Here is a 13,463-nt window from a genome sequence, read left to right as displayed (position 1 = left end):
TTGCTCGAATCCGCGCTGACGCACCTCGTCAAGGGGATCGTCGATCACCCTGACGACGTGCGCGTCGCCAGCTCCACCTCTCCGCGTGGCGAGGTCCTCGAGGTGCGTGTGCACCCCGAGGACCTCGGCCGCGTGATCGGACGCGCCGGACGGACCGCGAAGGCGCTCCGCACCCTCGTGTCGGCGCTCGCCGACGGTCAGCGGGTGCGGGTCGACGTGGTCGACACCGATTCCTAGTCGCACGACCCAGCTCCGGGTGGGTCGACTCAGCAAGGCGCACGGGCTCAAGGGCGGTCTCAAGCTCGAGCTCTACACCGACGACCCGGACCGTCGGTTCACCCCGGGAGCCGTCTTCTCGCTCCAGGTGCCGGACGATTCGCCGTGGTCCGGCAAGGACCTCGAGCTCCAGGAGCTCCGGTGGTACAACGCGCACCCCGTCGCGTTCTTCGTCGGTGTCCCCGACCGGACGGTCGCCGAGACGCTCGTCAAGGCGATCCTCTGGGTCGAGCAGGACGAGGACGAGCCGACGGGCGAGGACGACGCATGGTACGACCACCAGCTCGTCGGGCTCCGGGTCCTCCGCGAGGGCGTCGAGGTCGGGACGGTCGCGCGGGTCGACCACCTGCCGGCGCAGGACCTGCTGGCGATCGACACGCCGTCCCGTGGTGAGGTCCTCGTCCCGTTCGTGAGCGCGATCGTCCCGTCGGTGGACATCGCCGGGGGCACGCTCACCGTGACGCCCCCGACCGGGCTGTTCGAGGAGGTCATCGAAGCGCCCGAGGACGCCGCCGACGGCCCGGAGGACGCCGCCGGTGCGTCGGAGGCGGAGGCCGACGGGTCCGCCACCGACCACGACGAGGACTGACCCGTGCGGATCGACATCGTCACGATCTTCCCGGAGTTCTTCGGCGTGCTGGACGTCTCGCTCCTCGGTCGCGCGCGGCAGGGGGGTCTGCTCGACGTGCACGTGCACGACCTCCGCGACCACACCTCGGACCGCCACCGGACCGTCGACGACACCCCGTACGGCGGCGGTGCCGGCATGGTGATGAAGCCGGAGCCGTGGGGCCTCACGCTCGAAGGGCTCCTGCGGCCCGACCGGTCCTCGACCCTCGTCGTGCCGACCCCTGCCGGGGTGCCGTTCCGACAGGAGACCGCGCGTGCCCTCGCCGAGCAGGAACACCTCGTGTTCGCGTGCGGCCGGTACGAGGGCATCGACGCGCGGGTCGTCGAGTGGGCGTCCTCTCGCGCGTCCGTGCGTGAGGTCTCGCTCGGGGACTACGTGCTCAACGGTGGCGAGGTCGCGGCGATGGCGATCGTCGAGGCCGTGGGGCGGCTCGTCCCGGGCGTCGTCGGCAACCCCGAGAGCCTCACCGAGGAGTCGCACGAGGACGGCCTGCTCGAGTACCCGAGCTACACGAAGCCGGCGTCCTGGCGGGGTCTCGACGTCCCCGAGGTCCTGCTCAGCGGGCACCACGGGCGCGTCGCCGCGTGGCGTCACGAGCAGCAGCTCGAGCGGACGCGGCGGGTCCGCCCGGACCTCCTCGGTGAGTAGACGTCAGGCGAGGAGGGCGGCCCGCTCGGCGCTGCGCAGCGTGAGGACCTCCGGGCCGTCCTCCGTGACCGCCACGGTGTGCTCGACGTGCGCCGCCCGCGACCCGTCGCTGCTGCGCAGGGTCCAGCCGTCCTGGTCCTGGTAGAGCTCGTCCGTGCCGGCCATGAGCCACGGCTCGATCGCCATCACGAGACCGGGACGGAGGACCATCCCCCGGCCCGCGCGGCCGTCGTTCGGGACGTGGGGGTCGCCGTGCATCGAGCGGCCGACACCGTGGCCGCCGAACTGGAGGTTGACCGGGTAGCCCGCATCCCGTGCCACCGAGCCGATGGCCGACGAGACGTCGCCGAGACGGTTGCCGGGACGCGCCGCGGCGATCCCCGCGTCGAGCGCGCGCCGGACGGTCGCGACGAGGCGCTGGTCCTCGGCGCGCGGGGTCCCCACCTGGACCGTCACGGCCGAGTCCGCGACCCAGCCGTCCACGCTCGCGGCGAAGTCGAGGCTCACCAGATCGCCGTCGACGAGGCGCTGCGCGTGGGGCAGGCCGTGCAGCGCGGCGTCGTTGACGGACGTGCAGAGGTACCGGCCGAACGGCATCGCGCCGAACGACGGGTGGTAGTCGACGTAGCAGCTCTCCGCGCCGCGCTCCGCGATCATCCGACCGGCCAGCGCGTCGAGGTCGAGCAGGTCGACGCCGACGTCGGTGGCGTCGACGAGCGCGTCCAGGACGTCCGCGACGAACCGTCCGGCGGTGCGGAGGCCGTCGAGCTCGGCGGGGGTGCGCAGTTCGATCATGCACACCATCCTGCACCGCACGGGCCGCGCTTCGGCACGCCGACCCCGCGCGGGACGTGGTCCCGGCTGACGGCCCGGGTGGCGCTGGCCATACAGCCTGTGGCAAGATGGACAGCCGTGCCCTGGCCTGGTTCTGCCACGGGGGAACCGCCGCTCGTGGGGCACGCACCACATCTTCCCATCGATCAGCGACCGACCCGTGCGCGGCCGCAGAGAGTGACACATCATGAGCCAGCTCCTCGACCAGGTGGACGCCGCCTCGCTCAAGAGCGACATCCCCGCCTTCCGCGCCGGTGACACCGTCAAGGTGCACGTCAACATCATCGAAGGCACGCGCTCGCGTGTCCAGGTGTTCCAGGGCGTCGTGATCGGCCGGCAGGGCCACGGGGTCCGCGAGACCTTCACGGTCCGCAAGGTCAGCTTCCAGGTCGGCGTTGAGCGGACCTTCCCGGTGCACTCCCCGGTGATCGACCACATCGAGCTCGTGACCCGCGGTGACGTGCGTCGCGCCAAGCTCTACTACCTCCGCGAGCTCCGCGGCAAGAAGGCGAAGATCAAGGAGAAGCGCGAAGCCTGATCCTCCTCGAAGGATCAGCCAGCGCGCCGAGCGTCGGCGAGGGCCTCCCGTCCATGTAGCGTGTTCGCTGGACGGGGGGCCTTCGCTGTTTCGTCCGCCACCGTTCAAGGACCAGCAGGACGTCAATGACCGAACCGATCACCGACGGGGAGACCCGTCGCCGGGGCGAGCCGCGCCGCCGCAGTGGAGCGCTCACCTTCCTCCGCGACCTCGTCATCATCTTCCTCGCGGCGCTGCTCGTGTCGTTCCTCGTGAAGACGTTCCTGATCAGGTCGTTCTACATCCCCTCGGCGTCGATGGAGGAGACCCTCGTCCCGAACGACCGGGTCATCGTGAACGAACTCGTGCCGCACGTGGTCGGACTCAAGCGCGGTGACGTCGTCGTGTTCAAGGACCCGGGTGGATGGCTCGACGGCGAGCAGCTCCCGGACCTGACCCCGCACACCGCGCTCGGCAAGGCCGCCGAGTGGCTGCTCACGCTGGTCGGCCTCGGGACCGCGGACAGCGACGACCACCTGATCAAGCGCGTGATCGGGCTGCCGGGCGACAAGGTGTCCTGCTGCAACGACTTCGGACAGCTCTCGGTGAACGGCGTGCCCATCAAGGAGCCGTACATCACCCTGCCGGCGGGGGAGACCCGCGCATCCGGCACGGACTTCTCGATCACCGTGCCGGCCCACTCGCTGTGGGTGATGGGTGACAACCGGTACGACTCGAAGGACTCCCGGTACAACCGGCAGACGCCGAGCCATGGCTTCGTGCCGGAGTCCGACGTCGTGGGGCGCGCGTTCGTGATCTCGTGGCCCACGAGCCGGTGGTCGTGGCTCGGCGACTACCCGGACGTCTTCGCGGGCGTGGAGCAGCGGGACTCGTGACGGCGGCGGGCGCAGTGCGCGGCGCGAAGCGGCCTGCGCGGCCGACCCTGCGATGGGAACGCTCCTTGCTCGAGCAGGGTCGCGTGACCGTCATCGGGTGCGACGAGGTCGGTCGCGGAGCGATCGCCGGCCCGGTGGCCGTCGGGGTCGCGGCGGTCACGATCGCGGTCGGCCGGATGCCGAGCGGGCTCGCGGACTCGAAGCTGCTCTCGCCCGCCAAGCGTGAGGCGCTGGTGCCGCGGCTCGAGGCCTGGGCGACCACCGCGGTCGGGATGGCATCGGCGGACCTCGTGGACGAGCAGGGCATCGTCACGGCGCTCGGAGTGGCCGGGGCGCGCGGCATCGACCAGCTCGTCGCGGCCGGGATCGCGTTGGACGGTGCGGTCGTGGTCCTCGACGGCTCGTTCGACTGGCTGAGCCGAGCGCTCCGCGACCCGGTCGACGTGCTCGTGCGGGTCAAGGCCGACCGCGACTGCGCCTCGGTCGCCGCCGCGTCGGTCGTCGCGAAGGTGCGGCGCGACGCCCTCATGGTCGCCGCGCACGAGGAGGCCCCGCACTACGCCTGGGCGTCGAACAAGGGGTACGGCTCAACGGAGCACTACGACGGCATCCGTGCCGCCGGTCCGCACGCGCTCCACCGTCGGTCGTGGCTCCACCGATTCGATCCCGTCGTCGAGGTCGAGCCGCTGTTCGAGCTCGACGAGGACGTCCCGTCCGGCGACGACGCGGTCCCATCCGCCCACGACGCGGTCCCGTCGGTCGACGACGGGGTCCGCCCGCTCGTCGGAGCCGACCCCGAGCGCTCCTGAAGCTCGTCGCGCCGTAGGATGTGCGGCGATGGATGACGACGAATTCGACGACTACGACCGCGAGGTCGAGCTCGCGCTGTACCGTGAGTACCGCGACGTGGTGTCCCAGTTCCGCTACGTGGTCGAGACCGAGCGACGGTTCTACCTGGCGAACGAGGTCGAACTCGTCCGGCGGGACACCGAGCACGACTTCTACTTCGAACTGAGCATGAACGACGTCTGGGTGTGGGACGTCTACCGTTCCGATCGCTTCGTCAAATCAGTTCGAGTGCTCACGTTCAAGGACGTCAACGTCGAGGAACTGACGAGTCGGGAGCTCGAACTCCCCAAGGAACTCGCCCTCGACGAGTAGGTGCGCCGTGCACGGGGTGTTCACCCCGGCGGGGTGAAATCACGGACCCGGCGCCGACGAATTCGACGGCATTCCGCAATTCCGTGAGCGAGTGCAATCCGGAATGGTTACGCTGTGTGCTGACGTCAATTCGTGGACATGTCCGCATGCCCCACGTCATCGACGTCGTCAACGACCGGAGAACCACCGTCCCCACGGTGGGCAAGGAGTGTGCACATGGCCCAGAAGGTGACCGTTCAGCTGGTGGACGATCTCGACGACACCCCGATCGGCGCGGGCGACGGCCGGACCGTCGAGTTCGCGTTCGACGGAGCGACCTACGAGATCGACCTGTCCAACGACCACGTCGACGCGTTCCGCGAAGTCCTGTCGGACTACATCGCCGCAGCGCGGAAGGTGGGGGCCCGGCGTTCGGGTTCCGGATCGGGTTCGACCAAGACCCCGGCCAAGCGCGGGAACTCGGCCGATCTCGCGAAGATCCGGGAATGGGCGCAGGAGAACGGTCACAACGTCTCCAGCCGTGGCCGTATCTCGGCGGCGGTGCAGGAGGCCTACGCGGCCGCCCACTGACGACGCATTCCGACGATCGCTGAACGACCGTCGGGAAACGGCGGATCCGCGCACGCGGATCCGCCGTTCGTGTTCTCAGCAGGACATCCGTCCTGTCAATTCCTCCCGTCCTCCACAATCCGGCCGAATCGCATTCCTTCCACCGATCTGCGCCACGCGAAATGCGTGGATCCCGGGTTCGGCAGGCTCGGTCCGGGAGGAATGATGCAGGTGACACAGGACGATGGCGGTCACAACCGCCGGACCGGGGCGGCGGGAGAGGACATCGCAGCGCGGTGGTTCGAGGAACGGGGGGCCCGCGTCCTCGACCGGAACTGGCGAGGCCCGAGCGGCGAGCTCGATCTCGTGGTGCGCCACGGGCAGACGGTGGCCGTGGTCGAGGTGAAGACGCGCACGGTGACGACTGCAGGACACCCCTTCGAGGCGATCACCCGCCGCAAACGCACCCGGCTCCGCCGGCTCGCCGCGGAGTGGTGCGCGACACATCCCCGCGTCGCTCGCGCCTCGGCCGTCCGCGTCGACGCAGTCGCGGTCCTCATGGTCGGCGACCACGTCGCGGTCGAGCACCTCGAGGACATCGCGTGAGCGGCATCGGGCGGACCACGGCCGTCGCGCTGCTCGGCATCACCGGCCGCATGGTCGAGGTCGAGGCGCACCTGTCGAGTCAGCTGCCCTCGTTCAGCATCATCGGCCTGCCGGACGCGGCCCTGGGTGAAGCCCGCGAGCGGGTCCGTGCCGCGGCGTCGAACACGGGCAGCGCGCTGCCCGCGCGGCGCATCACCGTCAACCTCATCCCGGCCTCCGTGCCGAAGCACGGCTCCGGGTTCGACCTCGCGATCGCCATGGCGGTGTTCGTCGCCGCGGGGGTCGTGCCCGCCGACCCGGCCGGGACGGTGCACATCGGCGAGCTCGGGCTCGACGGGCGAGTCCGTCCCGTCCCCGGCATCATCCCCATGCTCGCCGCCGCGCGCGAGGCGGGTGCCGAGCGTGCCGTGGTGCCGGCGGGCAACGCCGCCGAGGCGTCGTACGTCCCCGGCATCCGCGTCGAGCCGGTCGTCACCCTCCGCGACGCCGCGATCCTGGCAGGAGCCGACCTGCTCGCCGAGCCGGCCGAACCCGTGACCGCCGCGGCAGTGACGGCGGCGGACCCCGAACCGAAGGAACTGGCGGACGTCGTCGGCAACCCGACCGCGGTCCGCGCCCTCGTCCTGGCGGCCGCCGGTGGTCACCACGTGCTGTTCCTCGGCCCACCCGGCGCGGGCAAGACGATGCTCGCCGAACGGTTGCCCGGCCTCCTGCCCGACCTCGATCCGGTCACCGCGCTCGAGGTGGCGGCCATCCGGTCGCTCGCCGGCCACGGCGCGGAGTCGTGGACGGTCCGGCCGCCGTACGAGCACCCGCACCACTCGACGAGTCCGGTCGCGCTGATCGGCGGCGGCAGCCGTCTCATCCTGCCGGGCGCCGTGTCCCGTGCGACACACGGGGTGCTGTTCCTGGACGAGGCGACCGAGTTCCCCCGGAGCGTGCTCGACACCCTGCGGCAGCCGCTCGAGTCCGGCACGGTGACCATCCACCGCGCGGTGGGACGCGCGCACTTCCCGGCACGCTTCCAACTCGTGCTCGCGGCGAACCCGTGCCCCTGCGGCCGGTACGGCGTCCCCGGACCGCCGTGCGAGTGCCCGCCGCTCGCGCGGCGTCGATACCTCGGACGGCTGTCCGGCCCGTTGCTCGACCGGATCGACGTCCGGCTCGCGGTGCCCCGGGTCACCCCTGCTCGCATCCGCTCTGACGTCGATGACCCGATGACCACCGCCGTGGCGCGAGAGCGCGTCGTCGCCGCCCGGGCCGCGATGTCCCGGCGCTGGCGAGGCACCCCGTGGCGGCTCAACGCCCACGTCCCCGGCACCCATCTCCGGAGCGCCGACATCGCGTTGCCGACCACGACGACACGGTCGCTCGATGTCGGACTCGAACGGGGGACGCTGACGATGCGCGGGTACGACCGGATCCTGCGCATGGCGTGGACGCTCGCCGACCTGGCGGGCGAGGAGCGGCCCGACACCGACCACGTGCGTCAGGCGATCGCGCTGCGGAGCGCCCTGTGAGCGCCACCGCGGCCGCTCGCCTGCGCGTCGTCGGCAGGACGGACGACGGCGATCCGGACACGGCCGTCGCCGCGGCGCTCTGGACCGTCGTCACGGAACCGGGGGACGCGGTCGCCGGGCATCTCGTCGCCGCCCTCGGGGCGGTGGACGCGCTCCGCCTGGTGACGCGCGGCGACGACGCCCTCCGCATCGCCGACGCCTGCCGCGCACGGGTTCCGGTGGCCGACGAGGACCACCGCGAACTCGTGCAGGCGCTCGTCGCCGCGCTCGCCCGCTGGGCGCCGCGGCTGCGACATCTCGACCCCGATCGCGTGCTCGACGCGGCTGCGGCGGTCGGCGCACGACTCCTGGTTCCCGGGGACCTTGACTGGCCCGAGCGGCTGGCGGATCTCGGCCCGCACGCACCGCTCGCGCTCTGGGTGCGCAGCACCGCCCCGCCCGCGTCGTGGTGGGCGTCCGCGCCATCGCTCGCGGTGGTGGGGTCCCGCGCGGAGACCCCCTACGGAGCCGAGACAGCGGCCGACCTCGCCTCGGCCGCGGCCGATGCAGGCGTGCTGGTCGTGTCGGGCGGCGCACACGGGATCGACGCGGTGGCACACCGCGTGGCCCTCGCGGCGGGTACACCCACCGTGGCGGTGCTCGCGGGCGGTGTCGACCAGCTCTACCCGGCGGCGAACGTGGAACTCCTCCACCGCGTCATGCGGCGCGGGGCCGTCGTGGCCGAGGCGCCACCCGGGGTCCGGCCGACGCGGTGGCGGTTCCTCCAGCGCAACCGGTTGATCGCGGCCCTCGCCGACGCCGTCGTGGTCGTCGAGGCGGGCGTGCGGTCCGGGGCGCTCAACACGGCCCATCACGCCGCTCAGCTCGGTCGACCCGTGCTGGCGGTGCCGGGTCCGCTCACCTCACCGTCGTCGGTCGGGTGCCACCGACTGGTGTCCAGCGGTCGGGCGACGCTGCTCACCGCCCCCGCCGATGCGGTGCGGGCGGTGAGCGGTCCGGACGCCGACGGCGGGCCGCTCCGCATCCGATCGGCGCAGGACGACCCCGAGCTGCTCCGTGTGCTCGATGCGCTCAGCCGCCGCGCGGGACTGTCCGTGGACGAGGTCGCTCGACGGTCTGGGCTGGGGACCGCCGCGACGGAGGACGCGCTCGCCCTGGCCGAGCTCGAGGGCCGGGCGGAACGCCACCGGACGGGGTGGCGCCTGGTTCCGTGAGGGCGACCGGCGGCGACTACGGTTGGCCCATGACGCCCGCGGCCGAGGACCTGGAGTTGGTCCGCGCCACGCACGCGTTCCTCGACCACCTCGTCCACGGTCGTGGTCTGAGCGCCCAGACGGTCCGCGCCTACAGCGGTGACCTCGAGGACCTCGTGGCGTTCGCGGCGGAGCGTGGTGTCGGTGGGACGGACGAGCTCACCCTCGAGGTGCTCCGAGACTGGTTGTGGCGTGCGACCGAGCGGGGACTCGCCCGAACGACGATCGCCCGCCGGGCCTCGTCGGTGCGTGCCTTCACCCGGTGGGCCGCCGAGACCGGTCGGATCGCCACCGACCCCGGCGTCCGGCTCCGTGCGCCGAAGGGCGGCGCCCACCTGCCGCGAGTGGTGCGTGCCGACCGTGTCGAGGGCATCCTGACGACCCTCGGTGACCGCGCCGCGGACGGCGATCCGGGAGCCCTCCGTGACCGCGCCGTCGTGGAGCTCCTGTACGCGTCGGCGCTGCGGGTCGGTGAGCTCGTGGGCATCGACCTCACGGACGTCGACCGGAACCGGCTGACGGTCCGTGTCCTGGGCAAGGGCGGACGTGAACGGGTCGTCCCCTTCGGCGTGCCCGCGGACGACGCCCTCGGTGCCTGGATGGAACAGGGCCGACCGGTGCTCGTCGGCCGTGCCCAGGCGCCGGACTCGTCGGCGTTGTTCCTGGGCGACCGGGGTGCCCGGCTCGGCGTCCGCGGGGTGTACCGGCTCATCGCGCGGATCCTGGCGTCCGAGCCGGGGGACGGTCCCGCGGGCCCGCACACGTTCCGGCACAGCGCGGCGACGCACCTGCTCGATGGCGGGGCCGACCTCCGGGCCGTGCAGGAGATGCTCGGGCACGCGAGCCTCGGCACGACGCAGATCTACACCCACGTGTCGAGTGCGCGCCTGCGCGAGGCGTACCGGAGTGCTCACCCTCGGGCGTGATCACCGAGTGGCAGGAGCACGGGCCAGGCCGCCGGTGCGAGGTACGCGAGCGGGTCGACGTACCGCTCGTCGACCCGCACACCCAGGTGGACGCAGGGCGCGGCGGCCGGGCAGTGTCCGACCGCGACACGACCGACAGGGGTCCCGGCCGCGACCGTCGTGCCGACCACGACGTCCGGCGTGACCGAGTCGAGCGAGCTCCGGACGCCACGGCCGTGGTCGATCGTCACGACGCCGCGTCCTGCCACGGGCCCGGCGAACACCACGGTGCCCGCCGCAGGGGCCAGCGCGAGCGTGCCGACGGATGCGCGGACGTCGATCCCGCGGTGCCCCGCGCCGTAGTCGTGTGCCGGGGGTTCGAACGGCCGGAGGACGACGCGCTCTGGGACGGGCCAGGTCCAGGCCGACGCCGTCATGCTCGCCGACGGGATCGACGCCGGGCGCCGGGGTGCCCCTGCACACGGGGGCCCAGCGCACGAGGAACCAGCACGCGCGGGCCCAGCGCCCAGCGTGACGGTGCACAGCGCGAGGACGCACAGCACGAGGACGCGCGGGACGACCACCAGCGCCGAGCCGAGGCGCGTCCAGGATCTGCGCGGCGTCATCGTCCGCAGAGGAGAGGGCACCGCTCGCGACCGTCGTGTCGTGTTCATGGGCCGAGCCTGGCTCCCGCCGCACGTCTCGTGGGACGCTGCGCGAGCGAGCGGGGAGTGCCGCGTGGTGGCGGGTCCTGGGGAGGGGGAGCGACTGCGGCGTGCGATGACGACCACGGACACGGCCCCAGGGGTACCGTGGCAGTCGCTCCGGTCCCGAGCAACGCCGCCCCGGACGGCGCCCAGCCGACCTCCGGGGCAGCGCACGGCGACTCGGTCGTACGCCGGCGGGAACGAGGAGCACGTGAGCACATCGACGACGAGGTCCGGCACAGACCGGGCGTTCAAGGGCAAGGTGACTGCGTTCGCCATCGCCGCAGCGGTCGGCGGGTTCCTCTTCGGGTTCGACAGCTCGGTGATCAACGGCGCCGAGTCGGCGATCACCGAGCAGTTCAAGCTGTCGGCCGGGGGGAGCGGCTTCGCGGTCGCGAGCGCCTTGATCGGCTGCGCCTTCGGCGCCTACTTCGCCGGGCGGGTCGCAGACCGTTGGGGCCGCACGCGCGTGATGTTCATCGCGGCGATCCTGTTCTTCGTCAGCTCGGTGGCGGTGGCGTTCTCGCCCGACACCACGTTCTTCGTGGTGTTCCGCCTCATCGGCGGTCTCGGCATCGGCACCGCGTCGGTGATCGCGCCCGCCTACATCTCCGAGGTCGCGCCGAAGGGCATCCGCGGTCGACTGGCGTCGTTCCAGCAGCTGGCGATCACGCTGGGCATCTTCGCCGCGCTGCTGTCCGACCAGGTCATCGCGATCGGCGGGGGCGGCACTGCGAGCGGACACTTCTGGGGCCTCGAGGCGTGGCGGTGGATGTTCCTGGTCGGGGTGATCCCGTCGGTCGTGTACGGCGTCTTGGCGCTCGTGCTGCCCGAGTCGCCGCGGTACCTCGCCGCGCAGGGGCGCAAGGACGATGCGCGGGAGGTGCTGACGAAGATCGTGCCGAGCGACACCGTCGACACGTCCCTCGACGAGATCGAGGACGGCATCCGCCAGGAGGAACAGCAGCAGAAGGGCACGATCCGCGGCGACCGCTTCGGCCTCAAGGGCATCGTCTGGGTCGGCATCATCCTCGCCGTGCTCCAGCAGTTCGTGGGCATCAACGTGATCTTCTACTACTCGACGACCCTGTGGCAGGCCGTCGGGTTCAAGGCGTCGGACTCCTTCACGATCTCGACCATCTCGTCGGTGATCAACGTCGTCGTCACGTTCGTGGCGATCTTCACGGTCGACCGCCTCGGTCGGAAGCCCCTGCTCGTCGCGGGATCGGCCGGCATGTTCGTGTCGCTGCTCATGGTCGCGATCTCGTTCTCGCAGGCGTCGCTGGACTCCAGCGGCAATCCGCACCTGCCGGGTCCGTGGGGCGTCATCGCGCTCGTCTTCGCCAACCTGTTCGTCGTGTCGTTCGGTGCGACGTGGGGCCCGCTCATGTGGGTGCTCCTGGGTGAGATGTTCCCGAACCGCATCCGCGCGACCGCGCTCGGCATCGGTTCGGCGGCCAACTGGGTCGCCAACTTCGTGGTCACGATCACGTTCCCCGCGCTGTCGGGCTTCAACCTGACGGTCACGTACGGCATCTACGCGTTGTTCGCGCTCGTGTCGTTCTTCTTCGTGCTCGCCAAGATCCCGGAGACCAAGGGCCGCTCGCTCGAGGAGATGGGTGTCAGCGCCGAGGGCGGCAAGGTCGGCAGCAGGTCCTGACCGGCGCGGGACCATCGCGATCGGCGTTGCCGGTCGTCCAGGAGGCACGGGGCACGGGAGACGATCAAGTCACCGGCACCGTGCCTCCCGGCGTCCTGCGGCGCGACCGGCTGGTGCTATCCTGAGTGCAGCAGCGCGCTGAGCGCTGACTTCGCGTGCCCATCGGCCTCCACGCCCATCGGTCCGCCCGCTGGTCCTCTCCGGCGTCGCGGCGGTCGTGCGCCGGGCACCAGGGACCCGACCGCCGGTCGTGGTCGACAAACCGCAACATCAGCGCGCGGCCGTGCCGTGCGCCGGAAAAGGAGAACGGCCATGGCCGTCGTCACCATCCGCCAGCTGCTCGACAGCGGCGTGCACTTCGGGCACCAGACCCGCCGGTGGAACCCGAAGGTGAAGCGTTTCATCCTCGCCGAGCGCTCGGGCATCCACATCATCGACCTGCAGCAGTCGCTGTCCTACATCGACCGCGCCTACGACTTCGTCAAGGAGACCGTCGCCCACGGCGGCACGATCCTCTTCGTCGGCACCAAGAAGCAGGCGCAGAACTCCATCGCCGAGCAGGCGACGCGCGTCGGCCAGCCCTACGTCAACCAGCGTTGGCTCGGGGGTCTCCTCACGAACTTCCAGACGGTCTCCAAGCGGCTCGCCCGCATGAAGGAGCTCGAGGAGATCGACTTCGACGACACGACGAAGGGCTTCACCAAGAAGGAGCTCCTCATCAAGAAGCGCGAGCTCGACAAGCTGCACAAGACCCTCGGTGGCATCCGCAACCTCACGCGCACGCCGAGCGCCCTGTGGGTCGTCGACACCAAGAAGGAGCACCTCGCCATCGACGAGGCGCAGAAGCTCGGCATCCCGGTCATCGGCATCCTCGACACCAACTGCGATCCCGATGAGATCACCTACCCGATCCCGGGCAACGACGACGCGATCCGCTCGGTCGGTCTGCTGACGCGCATCGTCGCCGACGCCGCCGCCGAGGGCCTGACCGTCCGCCACCAGGGCGGGTCGGACGAGCCCGTCGAGCCGCTGGCCGAGTGGGAGCAGGAGCTCCTCGCGCAGGGCGGGTCGAACACCGCCGCAGGCCAGACCGAGGGCGAGGGCGCCACGGTCGAGGAGAACGACGCCGACGCGCAGGTCGCCGAGAAGCCGCTGGGCGAGCCGCTCGAGACGGTCAACGCGGAGCCGACGGCCGAGGCCGTTGCCGCCGCCGAGACCACCCCGGCCGAGTAACACCAGCCGCACAGGACACACCGGGGAGGCGCCGTCCGGCGCCTCCCCGTTCATCACCACACGCGAG

Annotated in this window: 16 protein-coding genes; 14 read left to right on the top strand and 2 right to left on the bottom strand. The window is 71.7% G+C overall.

Features of this window, described 5'->3' with window-relative positions; genetic code table 11:
- The 3 genes from DEI93_RS09830 to trmD are packed head-to-tail and all read left to right on the top strand — an operon-like array spanning window position 1 to window position 1,555.
- Window positions 1–237, top strand: a complete 237-nt coding sequence (locus tag DEI93_RS09830; RefSeq protein WP_111009289.1) for an RNA-binding protein — start codon at window positions 1–3, stop codon at window positions 235–237.
- Between the two features lie 19 nt (window positions 238–256).
- Window positions 257–865 carry a ribosome maturation factor RimM gene (gene rimM / locus DEI93_RS09825; RefSeq protein ID WP_111009288.1) on the top strand — a complete coding sequence of 203 codons (609 nt, stop codon included), beginning with the start codon at window positions 257–259 and terminating at the stop codon, window positions 863–865.
- A 3-nt stretch (window positions 866–868) separates the two neighbouring features.
- A complete protein-coding gene (trmD, locus tag DEI93_RS09820) occupies window positions 869–1,555 on the top strand; it encodes a tRNA (guanosine(37)-N1)-methyltransferase TrmD (RefSeq protein WP_111120170.1) in 687 nt (228 codons plus the stop codon).
- 3 nt (window positions 1,556–1,558) lie between these two features.
- On the opposite strand, the gene map is transcribed toward trmD, so the two are convergent.
- Window positions 1,559–2,350, bottom strand: a complete 792-nt coding sequence (map, locus tag DEI93_RS09815; protein WP_111120169.1) for a type I methionyl aminopeptidase — start codon at window positions 2,348–2,350, stop codon at window positions 1,559–1,561.
- Window positions 2,351–2,576: 226 nt separating this feature from the next.
- On the opposite strand from map, the gene rplS reads away from it, so the two are divergent.
- From rplS to DEI93_RS09770, 9 genes are all read left to right on the top strand, one after another.
- Window positions 2,577–2,927, top strand: a complete 351-nt coding sequence (gene rplS, locus DEI93_RS09810) for a 50S ribosomal protein L19 (protein ID WP_111009285.1) — start codon at window positions 2,577–2,579, stop codon at window positions 2,925–2,927.
- Between the two features lie 125 nt (window positions 2,928–3,052).
- Window positions 3,053–3,802: a signal peptidase I gene (gene lepB / locus DEI93_RS09805; protein WP_111120168.1), complete on the top strand. Its 750-nt coding sequence runs from the start codon at window positions 3,053–3,055 to the stop codon at window positions 3,800–3,802.
- Between the two features lie 83 nt (window positions 3,803–3,885).
- Window positions 3,886–4,611: a ribonuclease HII gene (gene rnhB, locus DEI93_RS09800; RefSeq protein WP_258372286.1), complete on the top strand. Its 726-nt coding sequence runs from the start codon at window positions 3,886–3,888 to the stop codon at window positions 4,609–4,611.
- 28 nt (window positions 4,612–4,639) lie between these two features.
- The gene (locus DEI93_RS09795) at window positions 4,640–4,963 is read left to right on the top strand and encodes a DUF2469 family protein (protein ID WP_111009283.1); all 324 of its coding nucleotides are present in this window, start codon (window positions 4,640–4,642) and stop codon (window positions 4,961–4,963) included.
- Window positions 4,964–5,179: 216 nt separating this feature from the next.
- The gene (locus DEI93_RS09790; RefSeq protein WP_111009282.1) at window positions 5,180–5,533 is read left to right on the top strand and encodes a histone-like nucleoid-structuring protein Lsr2; all 354 of its coding nucleotides are present in this window, start codon (window positions 5,180–5,182) and stop codon (window positions 5,531–5,533) included.
- A 210-nt stretch (window positions 5,534–5,743) separates the two neighbouring features.
- Window positions 5,744–6,118, top strand: coding sequence for a YraN family protein (locus tag DEI93_RS09785; RefSeq protein WP_258370192.1), 375 nt, complete (start codon window positions 5,744–5,746; stop codon window positions 6,116–6,118).
- A gap of 50 nt (window positions 6,119–6,168) precedes the next feature.
- Window positions 6,169–7,638, top strand: coding sequence for a YifB family Mg chelatase-like AAA ATPase (locus DEI93_RS09780; protein ID WP_502868545.1), 1,470 nt, complete (start codon window positions 6,169–6,171; stop codon window positions 7,636–7,638).
- Window positions 7,635–8,852 (top strand): DNA-processing protein DprA, encoded by a 1,218-nt coding sequence (gene dprA, locus DEI93_RS09775; RefSeq protein ID WP_111120166.1) that lies wholly within the window; start codon window positions 7,635–7,637, stop codon window positions 8,850–8,852. The genes DEI93_RS09780 and dprA overlap by 4 nt, the downstream gene beginning before the upstream one ends.
- Before the next feature lie 29 nt (window positions 8,853–8,881).
- Complete coding sequence (locus DEI93_RS09770; RefSeq protein ID WP_111120165.1) at window positions 8,882–9,817, top strand: tyrosine recombinase XerC; 936 nt, start codon at window positions 8,882–8,884, stop codon at window positions 9,815–9,817.
- Here the strand turns inward: DEI93_RS09770 and DEI93_RS09765 are convergent.
- On the bottom strand, window positions 9,802–10,233 hold the full coding sequence (locus DEI93_RS09765; RefSeq protein ID WP_181436083.1) for a murein hydrolase activator EnvC family protein: 432 nt from the start codon (window positions 10,231–10,233) through the stop codon (window positions 9,802–9,804). The two genes, DEI93_RS09770 and DEI93_RS09765, sit on opposite strands and share 16 nt — an antisense overlap.
- Before the next feature lie 481 nt (window positions 10,234–10,714).
- Here DEI93_RS09765 and DEI93_RS09760 point away from each other — a divergent pair, with 481 nt between their 5' ends.
- Together DEI93_RS09760 and rpsB are read left to right on the top strand one after the other, a co-directional pair.
- Entirely contained in the window at window positions 10,715–12,163 is a 1,449-nt protein-coding gene (locus tag DEI93_RS09760; RefSeq protein WP_258372285.1) for a sugar porter family MFS transporter, read from the top strand.
- A gap of 312 nt (window positions 12,164–12,475) precedes the next feature.
- A complete protein-coding gene (gene rpsB, locus DEI93_RS09755; protein WP_111120163.1) occupies window positions 12,476–13,396 on the top strand; it encodes a 30S ribosomal protein S2 in 921 nt (306 codons plus the stop codon).
- Window positions 13,397–13,463: the final 67 nt, after the last annotated feature.

The sequence above is a fragment of the Curtobacterium sp. MCBD17_035 genome (genome assembly GCF_003234815.2).
In the GTDB taxonomy this organism is placed as follows: Bacteria; Actinomycetota; Actinomycetes; order Actinomycetales; family Microbacteriaceae; genus Curtobacterium.
Note: the sequence above shows the minus strand (reverse complement) of the source record. Positions and strands in the feature narration are given on the sequence as shown.

What these genes read in the sequence shown, in the direction of transcription:
- map (WP_111120169.1), bottom strand. Translation starts at nt 2,350, where the DNA reads ATGATCGAACTGCGCACCCCCGCCGAGCTCGACGGCCTCCGCACCGCC.
- rplS (WP_111009285.1), top strand. Translation starts at nt 2,577, where the DNA reads ATGAGCCAGCTCCTCGACCAGGTGGACGCCGCCTCGCTCAAGAGCGAC.
- lepB (WP_111120168.1), top strand. Translation starts at nt 3,053, where the DNA reads ATGACCGAACCGATCACCGACGGGGAGACCCGTCGCCGGGGCGAGCCG.
- DEI93_RS09795 (WP_111009283.1), top strand. Translation starts at nt 4,640, where the DNA reads ATGGATGACGACGAATTCGACGACTACGACCGCGAGGTCGAGCTCGCG.
- DEI93_RS09790 (WP_111009282.1), top strand. Translation starts at nt 5,180, where the DNA reads ATGGCCCAGAAGGTGACCGTTCAGCTGGTGGACGATCTCGACGACACC.
- DEI93_RS09780 (WP_502868545.1), top strand. Translation starts at nt 6,169, where the DNA reads ATGGTCGAGGTCGAGGCGCACCTGTCGAGTCAGCTGCCCTCGTTCAGC.
- DEI93_RS09770 (WP_111120165.1), top strand. Translation starts at nt 8,882, where the DNA reads ATGACGCCCGCGGCCGAGGACCTGGAGTTGGTCCGCGCCACGCACGCG.
- DEI93_RS09765 (WP_181436083.1), bottom strand. Translation starts at nt 10,233, where the DNA reads ATGACGGCGTCGGCCTGGACCTGGCCCGTCCCAGAGCGCGTCGTCCTC.
- rpsB (WP_111120163.1), top strand. Translation starts at nt 12,476, where the DNA reads ATGGCCGTCGTCACCATCCGCCAGCTGCTCGACAGCGGCGTGCACTTC.